The organism is Chitinophaga sp. YR573, from assembly GCF_900110995.1.
Lineage (GTDB): Bacteria > Bacteroidota > Bacteroidia > Chitinophagales > Chitinophagaceae > Chitinophaga.
This window is the reverse complement of sequence record NZ_FOJF01000003.1, coordinates 84,962-103,961: the sequence shown is the minus strand read 5'-3', so window position 1 is coordinate 103,961 and position 19,000 is coordinate 84,962. Positions and strand designations below refer to the sequence as shown.

Genomic DNA, 19,000 nt, shown 5'->3' with positions numbered 1-19,000 from the left:
CTAGTTCTTAACACTTAGTACTTTAATAACTGCGCCGGGTTTTGCAAACAATACCCCGGTAATCAACACTGAATCCCCTTCACTGATACCCTTTGTAATTTCTACATTGGATGCTTCTCTGATACCGGTTTCCACGCTTACGAATTTTGCTTTGCCATCCCTCAGTATCACCACCTGATTGTTCTGATCGTTGGGGATGAGTACACTGGAAGGTAACATGATGGCATGTTTATTTTCACCGGCATCTACATATACTTTTACGAAACTGCCGGGATGTGCTTTTGCATTTTGTAAGCTGGCCCGTACTTTAAGGTTGCGGGTAGTAGTGTTGGCCTGTGGTTCTACGGCGATGATGGTAGCTTTCTGTTTTACAGAATCATCTGTATCCGTTTCTATGGTGACCACATTGCCTTTATGCACGAGCGCCCCGTATGATTCGGGGAGTGTGAAGTCGATTTTTAATGTATTTAACTGCTGGATAGAAGCGATCACATCTGTGGGTGTAACGTATGCCCCTATACTTACTAATCTCAGTCCTACGGTGCCTGAGAAGGGCGCCTTCACCACTGTTTTATCGATGAGTGCCTGGTAGTAGGCGATATCTGTTTTGATACTTTGTACCTGGTTGAGAGCGGAATCATAATCTGCCTGGTTGATCCCGTTGATGGCTAACAACTTTTTCAGGCGTTCTTCTGTTTTAACTGCCAGTTCCAGTTGTACTTTTGATTTGCTGAGCTGTGCCTGTAAGTCGGCATCATTGATACGGGCGATAACAGTCCCCTGATTTACGAACACGCCTTCGGGTACATTCAGATAAGTGATACGTCCGCTGGCTTCCGGGTGTAACTGTACAAATTCATTGGCGACAACGGTACCATTTGCTTCAACAATATTGCTGACGGATTGCGGTTTGGCGATCATGACATCAGCAGTTGGCGGAGCCCCGTTACGCTTATCTGCATCTGGTTTCTTACTATGACATGCACTCAAAATAATTAAAAGAAAAAGCGCGGTGCGACCCATATTACAATAAATTTTAACAAAGCCTTACATTCCGAAAACCATAATTTTATCTATCCGTTAAAGGTACTTTTCATAAAAAGTAAGACGGTTTTTAGTAGCCAGACAGGCAAAAAGAATCGTTAAATGAGTGAAAATGGTCTTTTTAGGCGGTGGAACATCTATCTAAAAAAACAACTAGATAACTATGAAAGATAATCATAAGTCACCGCATATACTGAATGCGTCATCAAATTTGTTAGGACTTTGTTTTGTGGTGCTTACCTCTTTAAAATTACTGAACATTTCACAAAAAACGGCAATCGATGAGAGTACGACTGCCGCTATTATTTTTTTTATGTCTAGTTGTATTCTCTCTTTTCTTTCCATCAGGGGTGATATCCGAAAATATGAGAATATTGCCGACTATCTGTTTTTAGGTGGTTTGTTTATTTTATTTATTACGACTATTCTTTTTGCGTTGAATCTTATTTCTTAGCCTTTTCAGTTATAGATGTTATTGCTCATAAATACACTACATCTGACTGTTTAGTTCTCTGATTTAGCTTGGGAATATGGGTTCAGGATTTGTTTTTCAATTTAACTTCACCTAGTATTCATGTCAGATAAGGTGTATTTATGAGCAATAACATCCGGCACGAAGATTATGTATTATTTTGAGTTTGCAGGGCTACCCTTTTGACTGTCTCCATTGCCAGTTGCGGATCTCGGGCATGTCTTCCCCGTAGGTAGTGACGTATGCTTTGTGATCCAGCAGTTTATTTCTTATATATTGTTTGGTGTAGGCACCACGTGAGCCGAGGCCGGGAACCCGGTCTATGACTTCTCCTACGAGGTGGAACCTGTCCAGCTCATTTAATACGACCATATCAAAAGGTGTGGTGGTAGTGCCTTCGCCTATATAACCTTTTACGTGCAGGTTATCATGATTTGTTCTGCGGTAAGTGAGGCGATGGATCAGCAAAGGGAAGCCGTGAAAGGCAAAGATGATGGGCTTATCTTTTGTGAAGAGCGCATCAAATTCTTTGTCGCTGAGGCCGTGTGGATGTTCGCTTTTAGGCTGCAGGGTCATCAGGTCTACGACGTTGATCACACGCACTTTTAGTTCGGGGAATTGCTGGCGGAGTAGTTCCACGGCCGCGATAGTTTCCAGGGTAGGCACGTCTCCGGCACAGGCCATGACTACGTCCGGTTCCTGGCCAGCGTCATTGCTGGCCCATTCCCAGATGCCCAGGCCGGCAGTGCAATGTTTCACTGCAGTGTCCATATCCAGCCATTGCAGTTCGGGTTGTTTGCCGGCGACTATTACGTTGATGTAGTTACGGCTGCGCAGGCAGTGGTCTGTAACGGAGAGTAAGGTGTTAGCGTCTGGTGGCAGATAGATGCGTACTATTTCAGCGGTTTTGTTGACAACGATATCGAGGAAGCCGGGGTCCTGATGGCTGTTGCCGTTGTGATCCTGTCGCCATACGTGCGAGGTGAGCAGGTAATTGAGTGAGGCTACAGGCGCCCGCCAGGATATGTTATTAGCAGCTTTCAGCCATTTAGCGTGCTGGTTGAACATGGAATCCACGATGTGGATGAATGCCTCGTAACAGGAGAATAGTCCGTGCCTGCCGGTGAGCAGGTAGCCTTCCAGCCATCCCTGGCAGAGGTTTTCACTGAGTACTTCCATCACGCGGCCGTCCGGGGAGATATGTTCGTCTGTTTCTTCGATTTCGCCGGTGAAGGTTTTGCCGGTGAGATCGAAGAGATGAGTGAGGCGGTTGGATGCTGTTTCATCCGGACCAAAGACCCGGAAGTTGCGTCTTTTCCAGTTGAGTTTCATGACGTCTCTGACGAATGCCCCCATGACAACGGTGGCTTCGCTGGTGATTTTCCCGGGTTGGGGAACGTCTATTGCGTATTTCCTGAACTCGGGCATGTTGAGATCTTGTATTAGCAGTCCGCCATTAGCGATGGGGTTTGCCCCCATGCGGCGTTTGTCTTTGGGTGCTAATGCGGCGAGATCCTGGTTGAAAGTCCCGTTTTCATCGAAGAGTTCTTCCGGTTTGTAACTCTTCATCCACTCTTCTAAAATCTTTATGTGTTCCGGTTTTTCTCTTAGTGCTGCCAATGGTACCTGGTGAGCCCTCCAGGTGCCTTCTATTTTCAGTCCGTCTACTTCTTTGGGGCCTGTCCATCCTTTAGGCGTAACCATGATGATCATGGGCCATTGGGGACGTTCTGTGAAGCCGTTGCTGCGGATAGATTGCTGGATAGTTTTTATTTCGTGGATGATGGTATCTAATGTGTTTGCCATTTGCCGGTGTACCAGCTCGGGGTCCTCTCCTTCTACGAAATAAGGTTTGTAGCCGTAGCCATAAAATAGTTGTTCCAGCTCTTCTCTTGGAATGCGGGCCAGGACCGTTGGGTTGGCTATTTTATACCCGTTGAGGTGCAGGATGGGTAGAACAGCACCGTCGTGCATAGGGTTCAGGAATTTATTGGAGTGCCAGCTGGCGGCGAGAGAGCCGGTTTCGGCTTCTCCGTCTCCTATTACGCAGGCAACGATGAGATCGGGGTTATCGAAGGCGGCACCGTAAGCGTGTAGTAAGGAGTATCCGAGTTCCCCACCTTCATTGATGGAGCCTGGGGTTTCCGCTGCAACATGACTGGGGATACCACCGGGGAAGGAGAACTGTTTGAAGAGTCTTTTCATGCCCAGTGCATCTGCGGAGATGTTGGGGAAGAACTCGCTGTAAGTACCTTCCAGGTAAGTGTTGGCTACTATTCCCGGGCCACCGTGTCCCGGACCGGTAATGTAGATCATGTTAAGATCATACTGATTGATGATACGGTTGAGGTGAACGTAAATAAAATTCAGGCCGGGAGTGGTGCCCCAGTGGCCTAAGAGCCGGGGTTTTATATGCTCCAGCGTTAAGGGTTTTTTAAGCAGGGGGTTATCCATCAGGTATATTTGTCCTACGGACAAATAATTTGCGGCCCGCCAATAAGCGTGCATCTTTGTGAGTGTGTCAGTGGATAATTGAATCACTTGTTGCATGTCTTTTGTTTCCATAAAAAATTATTAATCTTCAAATGAGAAATCAGAAACCATTTTTGCTATCATTAACTCTTCGTTGGTGTGAATGACATAGACATTTGTTTCACCGGTAGATATGAGTCGTTCGTTATTTACGTTTTTATCTTTATCTAATTTTATTCCTAAGAACTCCAGATTTTCGCAGATCATTTCTCTTACTGCTGCTGAGTTCTCTCCTATTCCTCCTGCGAATACCAATGTGTCTAATCCGCCTAATACTGCGGCGTAGGAGCCTATCCATTTTCTTGTCTGGTAGCAGAAGTATTCAATGGCTTCTTTGCCTTTTTCATGTTTGCTTAATTCCCGCATATCAGGGCTGATACCGGAAATACCCAACAAACCGGATTCATGATTGATGAGGTGATTAAATTGTTTTGGTGTTAATTCTTCCTTATTCATGAGGTACCAGGCAACACCGGGGTCGAGGTCGCCGGTACGGGTGCTCATGGGGAGACCTGATGTGGGGGTAAACCCCATTGTGGTGTCTACACTTTTCCCCTGTTTTATGGCAGCGAGGCTGGCCCCGTTCCCCAGATGAGCGAGGATGGTTCTATCACCGGCATCTTTGCCTAATTCCTGCATTAAATAAGTATATGAGAGGCCGTGAAAACCGTATCGTTGTAAATTATATTTTTTGGGGATGGGTAATAACTTTGCAATAGCGGGCATATCAGCGTGAAAGGAAGTATCGAAACAGGCGATCTGAGGAAGACCCAGTTTCATAAAGACTTCTATAAGTTTGATTTCCCCGGGCATATGTTCGGGGTCTAACAGACTGCTTTTCTTTAGTTCTTCTAATAATTTCGGGGTGATCTTTTCTGGTTTGGTATGCTTCAAACCGTATACCACGCGATGTCCTATGGCCTTTACATTTGTAAAGCTGTGTTGTTTTTCCAGCCATGTTATAAGGACCTCAGCAGCAGTGCTGAGGTCCTTTGCTGTTATATTTATACTTTCTGTTTTGTTCCAGGCAAGTGTTGTACCTGCAATACCTATGCGTTCTATTTCTCCGTACAGCAGTCTCTCCTGTGCTTTGTACAAGGCAAACTTAATGCTGGATGAACCTCCGTTGATAGTTAGTATGCAATCCTTCATGGTTGATAAAGGGCATCAACTTTCAGGCCACCTCCTATAGGTTTATTGCCGGCCTGTTGTCACAATAGCAGCATTTGTTATCCTTTTACCTGATCGACCTGCGTATTTTCACCACATACGCAGTGGTGGTCCCACTATCAGGATATACGTGATCTTTTGATGTAACAGAGACATTTCTTATGCCGGGCAGTATGGAAGTCAGCATTCTGCCCGGACCGTTAAAATAGTTATCTGTTTATTGTCCCAATCACACCCTCATAATGTCCCATTTACCCTGCTATTTATTTGCTATTCTATCTCAACTTTGTAAAAATTGCCTGTTATGATAAATACTCCCATTGTTTCTGAAGAAAAATGGATTGCTACACGTAAGCAACTCCTTGCTAAAGAGAAAGAATTTACACATCTGAAAGATGAATTAAGTCAGCTGAGGCAGCAGTTGCCCAGGGTGAAAGTAGAGAAAGAATATATTTTTGATACACCAGAGGGGAAACAATCATTATCTGATCTTTTTAAGGGTAACAGTCAGTTATTTGTTCAGCATTTTATGCTGGGGCCGGGATGGAAAGAAGGATGCCCGGGCTGTTCTTTTATGGCAGATCATCTTGATGGCACATTACCTCATCTGGAGCATCATGATGTATCTGTAGTGGTGATCTCCCGGGCTACGTTACCGGAGATAGAAGCTTTTAAGAAAAGAATGGGATGGAACTTTACCTGGGTATCATCCAACGAAAATGATTTTAATTTTGATTATCATGTTTCTTTTGACAAGGCCGATCAGGTGAATTATAATTATGGTACAATCAATTGGGCAGGAGAAGAGTTACCAGGTGTCAGTACTTTTTATAAAGATGAGGATGGTACTATTTATCATACCTATTCTACTTTTGCAAGAGGTGTGGAACAGGTGATCGGTACTTATGGTATTCTCGATCTGATGCCTAAGGGCAGGAATGAAGAAGGAGATATGGGCAGCTGGATGAAACATCATGATAAATATGAGACTGCTCCTGCACATTCTTCCTGTTGTCACTAATGAACAGTTGCTGTCATATTAAACAGCCTTCTTCTAAACGCTGGTTATTGCCGGGGATTGTACTGGTGCTTATTCCCAAGTGCCCGTTATGCCTGGCAGCCTATGTGGCATTAGGCACAGGGATTGGATTGTCTGTGCCTGTTGCCACTTATCTGAGGTTATTTTTATTGGTACTTTGTGTATCTTCTCTCTCCTATCTCACCGCGAGGTATATCTGTCTGAAAATTTATCCTTCAGGAGATCAGATTATAAAAGCTAACCGGTTGACCCTTCTACTGACTGCCTTCACCGGAGGCGTAGTTTTATTTTTATTCTGATAAGATATAGTGATCCTGCGTTCATCTTACGTTCCTTTACGAAGGATCAACGTAGGATGCGGCCCTGTCTTGCTTTTTTGCCTTTAAAAAGTGCGCGGTTAAAGCGAATCTATACCGGATATTATCCGTAAATTTAGTTATGGCAAAGTGGATAGGGAGTACTCCTCCCCCTTTTACGGGTACAAGAGAAGGTCTTACTGTATATCAATTACAGGACGGGAATTACTATGTGCGGATGCAAAGCTCCATTACCGGTAAAAGGATTAAAAAAGACCGTGCTTTTAAAGGCTTCAGGGATAGTTCAATGCGATTAAAGATTGCAGCCGGGATTGCTTCTTTTGTGTACAGGCAGCTTCCGGAGAAGGTGTTTCCGTTATACAGGGAAATGACCGGGAAGGCCATTTTATGGCTGAAAGAAGGGCTTCCTGCTGATGTTGTGAAGGAGAAGCTGGAGAGGGAATATCTGAAACCTGTTAAGTCTTTATTTAAAATACCCCCTATACGGCAAAGTGCGCGGTTAATAGGGCGCAGATACGGCGCATCTATGGCTCAGCCATGCTTCAGACACGGAGCAGCTATAACAGTTACTCCCATACATCCGCGATATGAATCAGGATAGTATAACGCCCCACGTCTGGTAAATCTTCTATATTCAATTGCTTTTCGCTGAAAGGTGTGCTTAATTTATCCGCAAACTGCTGGTATACTTCCTGCAATACGGCTATTGCTTCCGGTTTGCTTTCCACTACCCAGGATTTTGACACCTTGTTGTTATCAAACAGCTTATTGAATTCCTTCCTGCTGACTTCCGCCTTTTCGTGCGGCACTACCTTTATTGTCCATACCTCTCCTATTTTCTCCTTTGGAACAGGTGTATCCAGGTTTATTTTAAAACGCTCCAATCCTGACGGGTCTAAGGCCCGGATGATATCCATTGCTACTGACATAGGCTGCAAATTACGTTCTTATTGGCATTTTGAATGTTGATTGCCAGATGTTATTGATCATAAATACACTGCATCTGACTGTTTAGTTCTCTGATTTAGCTTTGGAATATGGGTTCGGGATTTATTTTTCAATTTAACTTCACCTGATATTCATGTCAGATAAGGTGTATTTATTGATCAATAACATCTGACACGAAGATTATGTAATCAAATTGAGGTACTACCATTTTGCGGGCCTGTTTGATTTTTGTAACTTTATGGCATGGAGAAAATGCAATCTATCGAGGAATTTTATCAGTCCAAGATGAACTGGATGCCGGATAACCTGCAAAAGGAAATGGGGCATTTCAATGTGTTTAGAATCGAGGATTGTGCCCCGCATACGGGGAAACCGCTGCCTTACAGCCGTAAAGATTTCTTTAAAATAAGCCTGATTGTAGGGAAAACGAGGATTCATTATGCTGATAAGATAGTGGAAATCAATGAGCGGGCTTTATTGTTTGCCAATCCGCATATTCCTTATACCTGGGAGCAACTGGAAGATACGCAGTCCGGTATTTTCTGCATTTTTACAGAAGCGTTTTTTAATCAGTTCGGGAACCTGAAAGATTACCCTGTGTTTAAGCCGGGAGGGAATCCTATTTTCGATCTGCCGGTGGATCAGGCTGAGCATATCAGGGATATTTTTGAAAGGATGTTTGTGGAGATTAACTCGGATTATACCTATAAATATGATGTATTAAGGAACCTTGTGTTTGAACTGATCCATAGTGCCCAGAAGATGCAACCTGCGACTTCCACCCTTTATACGCATTCCAATGCTTCTACCAGGGTAGCTTCCCTGTTCATGGAACTGCTTGAAAGACAGTTTCCTATAGAATCTCCCCTGCAGCAGGTAGGCTTCCGCACTCCCACAGACTTTGCCAGTCAGCTGGCGGTACATGTGAACCATTTAAACCGGGCTTTGAAGGAAGTGACCGGCAAAACGACTTCCCAGCTGATTGCGGAAAGGATTGTACAGGAGGCCAGGGCATTACTGAAGCATACCGACTGGAATATTTCAGAGATTGCCTGGTGCCTGGGATTTGAAGAACTCCCCCATTTTATTAACTTCTTTAAAAAGAACGCACAGATTACTCCAAAGTCGTTCAGAATGGCTATTGTTTGATTTTTACAACTTTTGGTTTGGTTTGTACAACGATCAGACCTTATGTACCATCTACCTTTGTATCATAATATTTTAAAATTATGAGCAACAAAGTATGGTTAGTTACAGGCGCATCCAAAGGCCTCGGACTTGCAATCACAAAGAAACTCCTTGCAACAGGATATAAAGTAGCTGCTACTTCAAGAACAGCTGATGCATTAATTAAAGCGGTGGGTACTGCTGCTTCTGATAACTTTCTTCCGCTGGAAGTGAGCCTGACGGATGAACAGAGTGTACAGAAAGCGATTACTGATACACTGGCGAAATTCGGTACGATTGACGTAGTGGTGAATAATGCCGGTTACGGACAGCTTGGCGCTATTGAGGAAATGAGTGATGCGGAAGTACGCAAGAACTTTGATATCAATGTATTTGGGTTGTTGAATGTGATGCGCAGTGTGATGCCTCACCTGCGTGCGCAAATGTCCGGCAGGGTGTATAATATTTCTTCTGTTGGCGGGTTCATTGGGAATTTCCCGGGATGGTCCAGTTATATTTCTTCGAAATTTGCGGTAGCAGGATTGACGGAGTCTTTTGCTGCGGAAGCGTTACCTTTTAATGTGTATGGAACCGTGGTGTATCCAGGTTATTTCCGTACTGATTTCTTATCTCAGGATTCTTTGCTTTTATCTGCTAAACAACTGGATGTTTATCAGGCAGCCAGGGATTCACAGGCGCAGCATCAGAATGAGATTAATGGTAATCAGCCCGGAGATCCTGAAAAAGCAGCTGAGCTGCTGATAAAGGTTGCGGAAGAGCCTAATCCGCCGGTACATCTGTTCATAGGTGCGGATGCTTATAAGCTGATAGATGTGAAGATAGATGCCGTGAGGAAGGATACTGAAAGGTTGAGATCTTTGGCTACTGCTACTGATTTTTAGTTCATAGTGCCTCAGTTTGAATGTTATGACAGCGTAGATTGCCAGATGTTATTGATCATAAATACACTGCATCTGACTGTTTAGTTCTCTGATTTAGCTTTGGAACATGGGTTCAGGATTTGTTTTTCAATTTAACTTCACCTAATATTCACGTCAGATAAGGTGTATTTATTGATCAATAACATCTGGCACGAAGATCATGTATTGCAGAGGCGAAGGCACTGTTGCAGCATACTACCTGGAGTGTAGCGGAGATTGCAGACAGTCTGGGTTATGAATATGCGTCTTATTATAAAAAGAAGGGGGAGTCTCGATTGAGACTCCCCCTTCTTTTTATATCTTATCGTTCAGAATATTGGTTGGGTAAATGATTAAGGTAAAATTCCGCCTTCTATTAATCCTTTCAGATCTTTAGAGATTAATTTATCTCCATCGTAGAATGAAACGGTCATTTTGTTGTTGATGGTGAATTTCTGGGATTTCTGGAAAAGTACAGTACCAGAGAAATCGTCCAATGTCAGCACTTTACCATTGGTAACTTTCTGTACCTGCATGTAAGTGATTGGATTCGGAGAAGCCTTTGACAGATCTGCGTAAAAGGTATAAAGGTAAGAGCCATCTTTTTGATAACCGATTTCAGTAACAGTTGGTGTAGCAACTTTTTTCTGTAAAGTAGTAAATGAAAAGAGCGTGTATGCGACAGCGATGATAACCAGGGATAGTAATAGTTTCTTCATAGATTCTAATTGTATATTAATAATCTGCCTTCTCCATACAATTTAACATTTATTTAAATACTTACATAAAATATTTTCTATATGAGTGGAGTATTTCCGGCAAAAAAAATTAAGTAACGGAGCCTCAATCATTTACCTTTCTGAGGAGTAAAATGAGAGCTTGAGTAGTTTTTCATATAACCCCCTTTAGACCACACTGTTGCCACATTTCTGATATCCTTAATATCTATGAGTACTAAAAGGCCAAAATCTATATGTTAGATTTTTTTTTAAAGCTTGTACGCATATCACCTATTAAAAGTTGTCTTATATACAAAGGGATTATTTTTCGAACAGTGAACAATAGTTTTTCTAAAGAGTAAATAGAATGATTAAAAGAAGTTTAACGGTTCTGGCGGTATGTTGTATGTCTTTGTCCGCTATTGCACAGGTACCTTTCACTATCAAAGGAAAATTAGGTAGTCTGAAAGCTCCTGCTAAAGTTTACATCGGGTACAGTGTGGATGGTAAGGCTGTATATGATTCTGCAGACATTAATAACGGTACTTTCGAAATGGTACACTATACTAATTATCCTGTATGTGCTATCTTTTCAGTAAGTAAAGACGGAGAACCAAAAAGTTTTTTTGACGGCAATAACATCGCGCGTTTGTATGTTGAACCAGGCGCAACTATCTGGTTAACATCTAATGAAGATATTGTCAATTTTGAATCAAGCGGGTCTAAATCCCAGGAAGATTACAAGGTGTACCAGGCTTATATGGCGCCTATTGAAGCTAAGCTAAATGCTTTAACCTTAGAAGGGGCTTCCAGCAACGCGAAGAAAGATACTGCTACACGCAGGAACTATATGGATCGCTTCCGTGCTGCCATGGATGAGAAGAGGAAAATGATGAAGGAGTTTGTGCTGACCTATCGTGATATGTATATCAGTTTGGATATACTGGAAGAATATGCCGGTCATTTCATTGACTATCAGGATGTGGAACCTGCTTACCTTGCGTTGAGTGATCGCACACAACAATCTGTAAGAGGAAAACTTTTCCTGAAAAAGATGAATCAGTTTAAGACGACGGCAGTTGGTACTACCGCTCCTGATTTTACACAGAAAGATACAGATGGTAATAAAGTAACGCTCTCTTCCTTCAAAGGTAAGTATGTATTGCTTGTTTTCTGGGCCAGCTGGTCTCCTACTTCCAGAGCACTTAATGTGGAAATGAAAGAGACTTTCAAACAGTTCAGAGGAAAGAATTTCACTGTGCTTGGGATTGGATTGGAAGAACGTAAAGATAGCTGGTTAGATGCGATTCAGCAGGATGGTACCAGCTGGTTGCAGTTAAGCGATCTGAAATATATGAAGAATGAGGTGGCCGGATTATATGATGTGACTTCAGTACCACAGAATGTACTGATAGATCCTTCAGGGAATATCGTTGCCCGTAACTTAAAGGGTAATGCGCTGAAGGATAAATTAATAAGTGTTCTTGCTCAATAGTACATATTTTTAAGATTGTCAAGTGAGAAAAGGCTGCCATTTTTGGCGGCCTTTTTCGTGTTATTATATATACTACTCAAATAATTCCTGTTCATCTGTGAAATAAGTTTTCCTTCCACCAACAGCCTGCTGTTGTATCTCTACTCCGGTAGGGCTTTTTTCAAGGTTGGGATTGTGGATCTCCATAAAGTCTCTTATCTCTCCACTGATAAGATCAGGGTTCTTTTTCTGGATTTTATCTATCGCATCTGATAATACGGAATAGATGGTACGCGCCAGCTTTTTAATCTTTGCAGGCGGGATTTTGTTGGAGATGGAGAACGGGGAAAGACGTGCATGCCACAGGATCTCATCTGCATAAGCATTACCTATACCACGGATAATATGCTGATCCAGCAATAGCTTTTTGATAGTCGTGCGGGTAGCGGACATTTTCTCTTCCAGGTAAGCAGCAGTAAGGTCTTCCGACATCGCATCCGGTGCCTCATTCTTTGGAGGATTTACTGTGAGGGCAGCCATACGCTGGAAGTCGGTCAATGCAAGACCGGTACCATCTGTAAAGTGTAACTCAGCAATCGTATGTTTGGTCTCGTTATCATCTTTGAACAGGTGTAGTGCTCCATGTAACATCAGATGCATCCCCAGAATACTACCATTTCTGAATTCAAAACGAAGTTCCTTACCTTCCCTGTATACTTTCGACAACTTCTGCTGTTCAAATGCTTTTCTGAAAGTAGCTGCGTTAGCGACTATATTTTTTGCCTTGGAAATGGTGATATGGTCTATTGTTTTCCTGGACAGTTTCTTATCGAGGTTATTGCTGAAAACTTGCAAATCCGGTAATTCAGGCATGATCTTACTTTTATTAGTACTGCGAATTTAGTCTAAAAATTATGCCGGGCAGGAACGGGATATCATCTATATTTCGAGTATGGTTCGTCAATTAACGATATATCGTAAATTCATCCTTATCCAAAATTAGTATAAATAAATAACAATCAATTAGTTAACCGCATGGCATCTTTATTGAATAACTATTCATTCTCCGCATTATATTCATTAAAGCTAATGCGTTACATCACAATGAAAAAACTTATCGTCTCAGGTCTTCTCTTATTTACAGGTTTTGGCACATTTGCCCAGGTCACAGCCACCGGCACTTCCACCATCTGGGGTAAGATAGATGGTGTAGCCATAGAAGGAATGGTACAAGGCCCCTCTACAGCAATAACTCCTTTGCAGATAGCCTGTGTGTTCGAATACACAGAAGGAGATATCTTTAATGCACCACCAGCTTTACCAGCAGCGGTGAATGGTATGGTACATCTGGACAAAGACCTGAACGGCATTATCACAGATATCAGGAAAAGCGGAAAATTTACGGGGCATACATTTGAAACATTGCTTATCACTCCACCAGCGGGAGCGATAAGTCCGAAGAAAGTACTGCTGATAGGACTGGGTGACAGGAACAAATTTACACCGGAACTGATGACAGATATCGCCAGTGTGGCCATGCGGGAAGCCCTGCGTTTAGGGGTCACCGGTTTTGCTTTTGCCAGCGATCTGAAAGATGCAGGGATAGACTCTCCTACAGCACTGGTAGCAGGCAATGTAGTGAAAGGTATGTTTAACGCTTACCGTACGGAAGCTTATCTTAGAGAAAAAAAGATGTCTTCATATAAACCTCTGGTAAAAGTAACTTTGCTGGCCGGACCATCCTTCTACACCACTGCTGGACAGGGTATCAAAGAAGCAATAACATCATTTAACAACTAATAAAATATACACAAATGGAAGCAAAAATCGGTATTAAGCAGGAGTATCTTGCCGCAGTAGCACTATCGCTGAGCAGAATCCTGGCAGATGAATTTGTACTGTATACCAAAACACGTAAGGCGCATTGGAATGTCATAGGTATAGACTTCCTGTCCAAGCATAAATTTTTTGAAGAACAGTACGGACAACTGGAACAGATCGTAGATGATGTAGCTGAAAGGATCAGAAGTCTGGGGCATTATGCACCCGCTTCTTTAAAAGAATACCTGGAACTGACACATCTTTCCGAACAATCCAGGGAAAAGAATAACAGCGCTGGTTTTATTAAGGAATTACTGGCAGATCATGAAAGTATCCTGATCCACCTGCGTGAGAATATCAACAATTATGTAACCGCACTGCATGATGCAGGTACCAGTGATTACATCACCGGTTTAATGGAGACGCACGAAAAGATGGCCTGGATGCTTAGAGCCCACTTAGAATAGTATGAGCAATATATTTTTAAAACCACTGTTGTTCGCAGCAGTGGTTTTCGTTCATGTATCTGTATATGCACAGCATACAGCAGATACAAACAGGGTGAAGCAACTGCAGACTAACAGCCGGTACTACCTGATGAAAGAGGGAGAACTTAAGCGTGACCTTGACAGTGCATTACTGCTGAATGAAGAAGCGTTAAAATTAAGCGCTGCTTTACAGTACCGGGAAGGTAGCGGTAAAGGGCTTTTGCTGGAGGCACAGATTTACAGAGAGAAAGGGGAATGGAAAAAAGCAGCGCAACTGCTGAAAGAGGCCCTTGCCATGTATACCACTTATGATTTAAAACATTTACTGGCTGAAGGTTACATCGAATCTGCACAATATTATCACAACGAAGGGAACGATCTTGAACAACGCATTTACTATTATAACAAAGCATTACCGCTTTTTAAGGAAACCGGCGATTTAAAACAGGTAGCCATTACGTTACAGGTATTGGGGGACTTCTGCCATATTAAAGGAGATATAGCTACCTCACTGAATTATCTACAGGAATCCCTTGTATACTCAAAGGTAGCAGGATATAAAGATGTACAGGGGATATATGATCTGATCGGTAATGCCTATCAGCAGAAAGGCGATTTCACCCAGGCGTTAAAGTATGGACTGCTGGCTGTAAAAACAGCTGAAACATTAAAAGACAGCAGTATACAAATGGGTGCGATCTACAATCATGTGGGACTGATCTATTATAACTTACGGGAATATCAGCCAGCACGCGATTACTGGAACAAAGCCCTGGAAGTAGCCATCACACATAAGGATACAGCATCCTACCAGCTCATTACAAGCAATATTGCATCAGGCTTGCTCATGGTGGAACAATACAAGGATGCACTGGCGTTACTGGATGCTATGATCAAAAAATATCCACCTTCCTCACTTGAAATAAGACTGAGAATTCCTTATATCTATTTCAATATCTATATGGATATGAAAAATTATAATAAGGCTGCTGTTTATTATAAAGAAATAGTAAAATTTCACAATGAGCTAAGTGATCATGATGCTGCTCAGCCTACTTTATGCCGGAGTATTATCAGGTACCTTATTCAAACTAAACAATACGATCAAACTTATAAATATCTCGAAGAACTGGATAATACCAGTAAAGTATTAGGCGATAACCTGGTGAGGTCTCTGAACCAGCTGGACTGGTTTCGCGTAGATTCTGCACAGGGTAATTATATATCCGCTATTCAGCATCAGCAGTTATATAAATCTTTATCGGACTCTATCTTTAATATTGAAAAAAGTAAACAGTTCAGCAGTTTACAGTTACAGTTTGAGACAGAAAAGAAAGACAAGGATATTCAATTATTAACCCAGAAAAGTAAGCTGCAATATAACAGCTTACAAAAAGAAAGAACGATCAGGAATGTGATCATTGCCGGGGTGATTTTGTTATCGTTGTTCTCTGGTCTGATTTATATCAGTTATCGTTCCAAAGAACGCAGTAATACGAAACTGGAGCTACAGCAGAAAGAGATCAATGATCAGAATGAGTTATTAAAAAAACTGCTGGGAGAAAAGGAATGGTTATTGAAAGAGATCCATCACCGGGTAAAAAATAATCTGCAGATCGTGATCAGTTTACTGAATACACAATCTGCTTATTTAGATAATGAAGATGCGTTAACAGCGATCCGTAACAGTCAGTATAGAATGCATGCCATGTCACTCATTCACCAGAAACTATATCAGTCGGATAACCTGGACTGTATTGAGATGAGCTGGTATATCAGGGAACTGGTGAGTTATATGCAGGAGTCTTTTAATACTACGAACAGGATCGTGTTTATGTTACAGGTAGAGAAGGTAGAAATGGATGTAGCGAAGGCTGTTCCACTTGGACTGATACTGAATGAAGCGATCAGCAATGCCATAAAATATGCCTTCCCCGGGAACCGGGCAGGAGAAGTGATCATATCACTGAAAAGATTACATGGGACTACTTACCAGCTAAATATATCGGATAATGGAGTGGGATTACCTGAAGACTTTGAGCCTGAAAACACCGATTCTCTGGGTATGAGTCTGATGCATGGATTGAGCGAACAATTAGAGGGGACATTTAATATAAAAAACGATAACGGGTTAAAAATAGAGATTGTTTTTAATAATCATCAGTTAGTATATGAAAGAAAAAATACTGATCGTAGAAGATGAATTTATAGTAGCAAATGATCTCAGGATAATTTTGGTTAAAGCCGGCTATAATGTGTGTGGAACTGCTTCTTCTGTTGATGCGGCAAAACTGTTGATAACATCTAAAAAGCCCGACTGGGTGCTATTGGATATCATACTGAGAGGTGAAGAGACCGGCATTGATCTTGCATGGGAGCTGCATGAAAAGAAAATACCATTCCTGTACATCTCCGCTAATACGAATCAGAGTATACTGGAAGCCGTGAAGGAAACACAGCCCTATGGCTTTATGGTAAAGCCTTTCCGGGAAAGAGACCTGCTGGTGATGCTGGACATTGCCCGTTACAGGTATACTCTTGAAACAAAACAGACAGATAGTATTCCTTCGGCACTTTCCAATACTGAAGGGATCATAGGGCTTAAAGATACCCTTGAAAAAATTAATCTTGTAGCACCATCTGAAAGCGCTGTACTGATATTGGGAGAAAGCGGTACCGGCAAAGAAAAAATAGCCCATGCTATTCATAATATTTCGGGGCGCAGGAATATGCCGCTTGTGACCATTAACTGTGCAGCCCTGCCTGTCTCACTGGTCGAATCGGAATTATTCGGGCATGAGAAAGGGGCGTTTACGGGCGCTAACAACAGGCGCATTGGAAAGTTTGAACTGGCCCACAAGAGTACTATCTTCCTGGATGAAATAGGTGAACTGCCACTGGATTCACAGGCCAAATTATTAAGGGTATTACAGGAGAAGGAAATAGAGCGACTGGGTAGTAATCAGACCCTGAAGATAGATGTGCGGGTGATAGCAGCTACTAACCGTAACCTGGAAAAAGAAGTGGCAGAAGGGCGCTTCCGGCTGGACCTCTATTACCGGTTGAATATATTCCCGGTAGAACTGCCGCCTTTGCGTAAACACAAAGAAGACATTGAAGAACTGGCTAATTATTTCCTGCAGAAATATGCGCGGAAGGCAGGTAAAAATGTAGACAATATTTCTGAACAGGTAATGATGCAGTTAATGCAGTATAACTGGCCGGGGAATGTACGCGAGCTGGAGCACCTGATAGAAAGGAATGTACTGATGGCTACCGGGAGTGAAATCAACAGGATTGAAATGCCAGTAGTTACTACCGCTTATGAGGATGAGAGTCGTGTAAAAACGATGGAAGAAATGGAAAGGGAGCATATCATGAAGGTATTGAAGACCTGTAACGGAAAAGTTTTCGGTCCGGGTGGTGCCGCAGAAATATTAAATTTGCCTGCTACTACCCTTTATTCCAAGATGAAGAAGTTAGGTATTAAACAGGGGTATGTATAAATTCTTTATGGCTATGGAAGTTGTCAATAATGAGAAGGAACAGCAGTTTGAGATTGAGCAGGATGGAGAAAAAGCCTCTCTGACCTACCGGTTCTATAAAAAGGATATCGCGCTGATGCATACGACTGTACCCAAAGCGATGGAAGGAAAGGGTATTGCCAGTACCCTGGCGATAGCGGCATTTGATTATGCAAAGCAACATAAAAAGCCCGTGATGGTGTATTGCCCCTTTGTGGCGAAATTCCTGACCAAACATCCGGAGTATAATCATCAGCTGGACCCTGAGTATCACAAAGGATCGTGAAAATGCTCCTTTTTAATGCCCAGTTTCTGCATTTTAGAGATCAGGGTGGTAGATGGCAGCCCCAGCTTAACTGCTGCCCCAAAAGGGCCTGAAATACGCCCTTTACAGACTTTTAATACTTTCAGGATGTACGTGCGTTCCATTTCATCCAGTGGTACTATCGTAAATTCACCGGTATTCATTTCCTTCTGATTACCGGCAGGAAGATACATTTCCCTGATAGTCGTTCCATTGGTAAGCAGTACACTCCTTTCTACCAGGTGTTCCAGCTCGCGTACATTTCCCGGCCAGGAGTAGGTCAGCAGGCTTTCCATTACTTTAGGAGATACATTATTGATCTTTTTGCCGGCGTTCCTTGCATAACGGGCAACAAAGTGGGTAGTCAGTACAGGGATATCTTCCTTACGGTTGCGCAGGGGTGGTAATGTAACAGGGAAAACGTTCAGCCGGTAAAACAGGTCGCTTCTGAACCGGCCGGCATCCACTTCTTTCTGCAGATGACGATTGGTAGCAGCGATGATACGCACGTTTACTTTTATACTTCCTCTTCCCCCTATACGTTCTATCTCTTTCTCCTGTAATACCCTTAATAATTTAGCCTGTAATTCCATAGGCAGCTCCCCTATTTCATCCAGGAACAGTGTACTGTTATTGGCGAGTTCAAACTTACCTATGCGACGTTCTGTAGCGCCGGTGAAGCTACCTTTCTCATGTCCGAACAATTCACTTTCTATAAGATTAGGTGGTAAAGTAGCACAATTTACTTTCACCATCAGTTTGCCTTTATAGGGAGAACCATTATGGATAGCGCGTGCTATCAGTTCTTTACCTGTACCTGTTTCTCCCATCAGCAGCACGGTAGATTCTGAAGGAGCCACCTGTGATATCAGGTGGAAGATCTTTTGCATTTCAGTACCCGCTCCTATTATTTCTGAGAAACTGGTATCAGAAAGGTCATTGCTGAAGGAGAGCAATACTGTCTGCTCCTTCTCTTTTTCCTGTGAACTCTCTTTTTTCATTGGGTGCAAAGTTACATTGTTCCGGTAAATGACGGAGCGTAAAGCTCTCATAAAATTACG

General features: G+C 42.6%; 19 protein-coding genes. 12 read left to right on the top strand and 7 right to left on the bottom strand.

Annotated elements, in window-relative coordinates; translation table 11 throughout:
* Positions 1-1,023 (bottom strand): efflux RND transporter periplasmic adaptor subunit, encoded by a 1,023-nt coding sequence (locus BMW86_RS26865; RefSeq protein ID WP_089786008.1) that lies wholly within the window; start codon positions 1,021-1,023, stop codon positions 1-3.
* Between the two features lie 184 nt (positions 1,024-1,207).
* Between BMW86_RS26865 and BMW86_RS26860 the strand changes: the two genes are divergently transcribed.
* A complete protein-coding gene (locus tag BMW86_RS26860; RefSeq protein WP_089786006.1) occupies positions 1,208-1,498 on the top strand; it encodes a hypothetical protein in 291 nt (96 codons plus the stop codon).
* A gap of 192 nt (positions 1,499-1,690) precedes the next feature.
* On the opposite strand, the gene BMW86_RS26855 is transcribed toward BMW86_RS26860, so the two are convergent.
* Together BMW86_RS26855 and BMW86_RS26850 are read right to left on the bottom strand one after the other, a co-directional pair.
* Positions 1,691-4,081, bottom strand: a complete 2,391-nt coding sequence (locus BMW86_RS26855; RefSeq protein WP_218149237.1) for a phosphoketolase family protein — start codon at positions 4,079-4,081, stop codon at positions 1,691-1,693.
* A gap of 9 nt (positions 4,082-4,090) precedes the next feature.
* Complete coding sequence (locus BMW86_RS26850; protein ID WP_089786003.1) at positions 4,091-5,200, bottom strand: acetate/propionate family kinase; 1,110 nt, start codon at positions 5,198-5,200, stop codon at positions 4,091-4,093.
* Positions 5,201-5,522: 322 nt separating this feature from the next.
* On the opposite strand from BMW86_RS26850, the gene BMW86_RS26845 reads away from it, so the two are divergent.
* The 3 genes from BMW86_RS26845 (at position 5,523) to BMW86_RS26835 (ending at position 7,175) form a co-directional block, all read left to right on the top strand.
* Positions 5,523-6,239, top strand: a complete 717-nt coding sequence (locus BMW86_RS26845) for a DUF899 domain-containing protein (RefSeq protein WP_089786001.1) — start codon at positions 5,523-5,525, stop codon at positions 6,237-6,239.
* A complete protein-coding gene (locus tag BMW86_RS26840; protein ID WP_089785999.1) occupies positions 6,239-6,556 on the top strand; it encodes a hypothetical protein in 318 nt (105 codons plus the stop codon). The genes BMW86_RS26845 and BMW86_RS26840 overlap by 1 nt, the downstream gene beginning before the upstream one ends.
* A gap of 139 nt (positions 6,557-6,695) precedes the next feature.
* Positions 6,696-7,175: a hypothetical protein gene (locus BMW86_RS26835; RefSeq protein ID WP_089785997.1), complete on the top strand. Its 480-nt coding sequence runs from the start codon at positions 6,696-6,698 to the stop codon at positions 7,173-7,175.
* Here the strand turns inward: BMW86_RS26835 and BMW86_RS26830 are convergent.
* Complete coding sequence (locus BMW86_RS26830; protein WP_089785995.1) at positions 7,141-7,503, bottom strand: hypothetical protein; 363 nt, start codon at positions 7,501-7,503, stop codon at positions 7,141-7,143. The genes BMW86_RS26835 and BMW86_RS26830 overlap by 35 nt on opposite strands.
* A 262-nt stretch (positions 7,504-7,765) precedes the next feature.
* Between BMW86_RS26830 and BMW86_RS26825 the strand changes: the two genes are divergently transcribed.
* Positions 7,766-8,671, top strand: a complete 906-nt coding sequence (locus BMW86_RS26825; RefSeq protein ID WP_089785993.1) for a helix-turn-helix domain-containing protein — start codon at positions 7,766-7,768, stop codon at positions 8,669-8,671.
* Positions 8,672-8,751: 80 nt separating this feature from the next.
* Positions 8,752-9,591 (top strand): SDR family NAD(P)-dependent oxidoreductase, encoded by an 840-nt coding sequence (locus BMW86_RS26820; RefSeq protein ID WP_218149236.1) that lies wholly within the window; start codon positions 8,752-8,754, stop codon positions 9,589-9,591.
* A 371-nt stretch (positions 9,592-9,962) separates the two neighbouring features.
* On the opposite strand, the gene BMW86_RS26815 is transcribed toward BMW86_RS26820, so the two are convergent.
* The gene (locus BMW86_RS26815; RefSeq protein ID WP_089785989.1) at positions 9,963-10,328 is read right to left on the bottom strand and encodes a hypothetical protein; all 366 of its coding nucleotides are present in this window, start codon (positions 10,326-10,328) and stop codon (positions 9,963-9,965) included.
* 367 nt (positions 10,329-10,695) lie between these two features.
* On the opposite strand from BMW86_RS26815, the gene BMW86_RS26810 reads away from it, so the two are divergent.
* Positions 10,696-11,823, top strand: a complete 1,128-nt coding sequence (locus tag BMW86_RS26810) for a TlpA disulfide reductase family protein (protein WP_089785987.1) — start codon at positions 10,696-10,698, stop codon at positions 11,821-11,823.
* Positions 11,824-11,895: 72 nt separating this feature from the next.
* On the opposite strand, the gene BMW86_RS26805 is transcribed toward BMW86_RS26810, so the two are convergent.
* Entirely contained in the window at positions 11,896-12,675 is a 780-nt protein-coding gene (locus BMW86_RS26805; protein ID WP_089785985.1) for an Fpg/Nei family DNA glycosylase, read from the bottom strand.
* A gap of 231 nt (positions 12,676-12,906) precedes the next feature.
* Between BMW86_RS26805 and BMW86_RS26800 the strand changes: the two genes are divergently transcribed.
* From BMW86_RS26800 to BMW86_RS26780, 5 genes are read left to right on the top strand one after another with little or no spacing between them, the layout of a single operon-like run.
* Positions 12,907-13,602 carry a M17 family peptidase N-terminal domain-containing protein gene (locus tag BMW86_RS26800; RefSeq protein WP_089788148.1) on the top strand — a complete coding sequence of 232 codons (696 nt, stop codon included), beginning with the start codon at positions 12,907-12,909 and terminating at the stop codon, positions 13,600-13,602.
* Positions 13,603-13,616: 14 nt separating this feature from the next.
* A complete protein-coding gene (locus tag BMW86_RS26795) occupies positions 13,617-14,090 on the top strand; it encodes a Dps family protein (protein ID WP_089785983.1) in 474 nt (157 codons plus the stop codon).
* 1 nt (position 14,091) lies between these two features.
* Positions 14,092-16,314 carry a tetratricopeptide repeat-containing sensor histidine kinase gene (locus BMW86_RS26790; protein ID WP_089785981.1) on the top strand — a complete coding sequence of 741 codons (2,223 nt, stop codon included), beginning with the start codon at positions 14,092-14,094 and terminating at the stop codon, positions 16,312-16,314.
* Entirely contained in the window at positions 16,283-17,617 is a 1,335-nt protein-coding gene (locus tag BMW86_RS26785) for a sigma-54-dependent transcriptional regulator (protein WP_089785979.1), read from the top strand. The genes BMW86_RS26790 and BMW86_RS26785 overlap by 32 nt, the downstream gene beginning before the upstream one ends.
* Positions 17,610-17,921: a GNAT family N-acetyltransferase gene (locus BMW86_RS26780; RefSeq protein WP_255373020.1), complete on the top strand. Its 312-nt coding sequence runs from the start codon at positions 17,610-17,612 to the stop codon at positions 17,919-17,921. Before BMW86_RS26785 ends, BMW86_RS26780 begins: the two co-directional genes overlap by 8 nt.
* Here BMW86_RS26780 and BMW86_RS26775 read toward each other — a convergent pair.
* The gene (locus tag BMW86_RS26775) at positions 17,906-18,940 is read right to left on the bottom strand and encodes a sigma-54 interaction domain-containing protein (RefSeq protein ID WP_255373019.1); all 1,035 of its coding nucleotides are present in this window, start codon (positions 18,938-18,940) and stop codon (positions 17,906-17,908) included. The two genes, BMW86_RS26780 and BMW86_RS26775, sit on opposite strands and share 16 nt — an antisense overlap.
* Between the last annotated feature and the right edge of the window lie 60 nt (positions 18,941-19,000).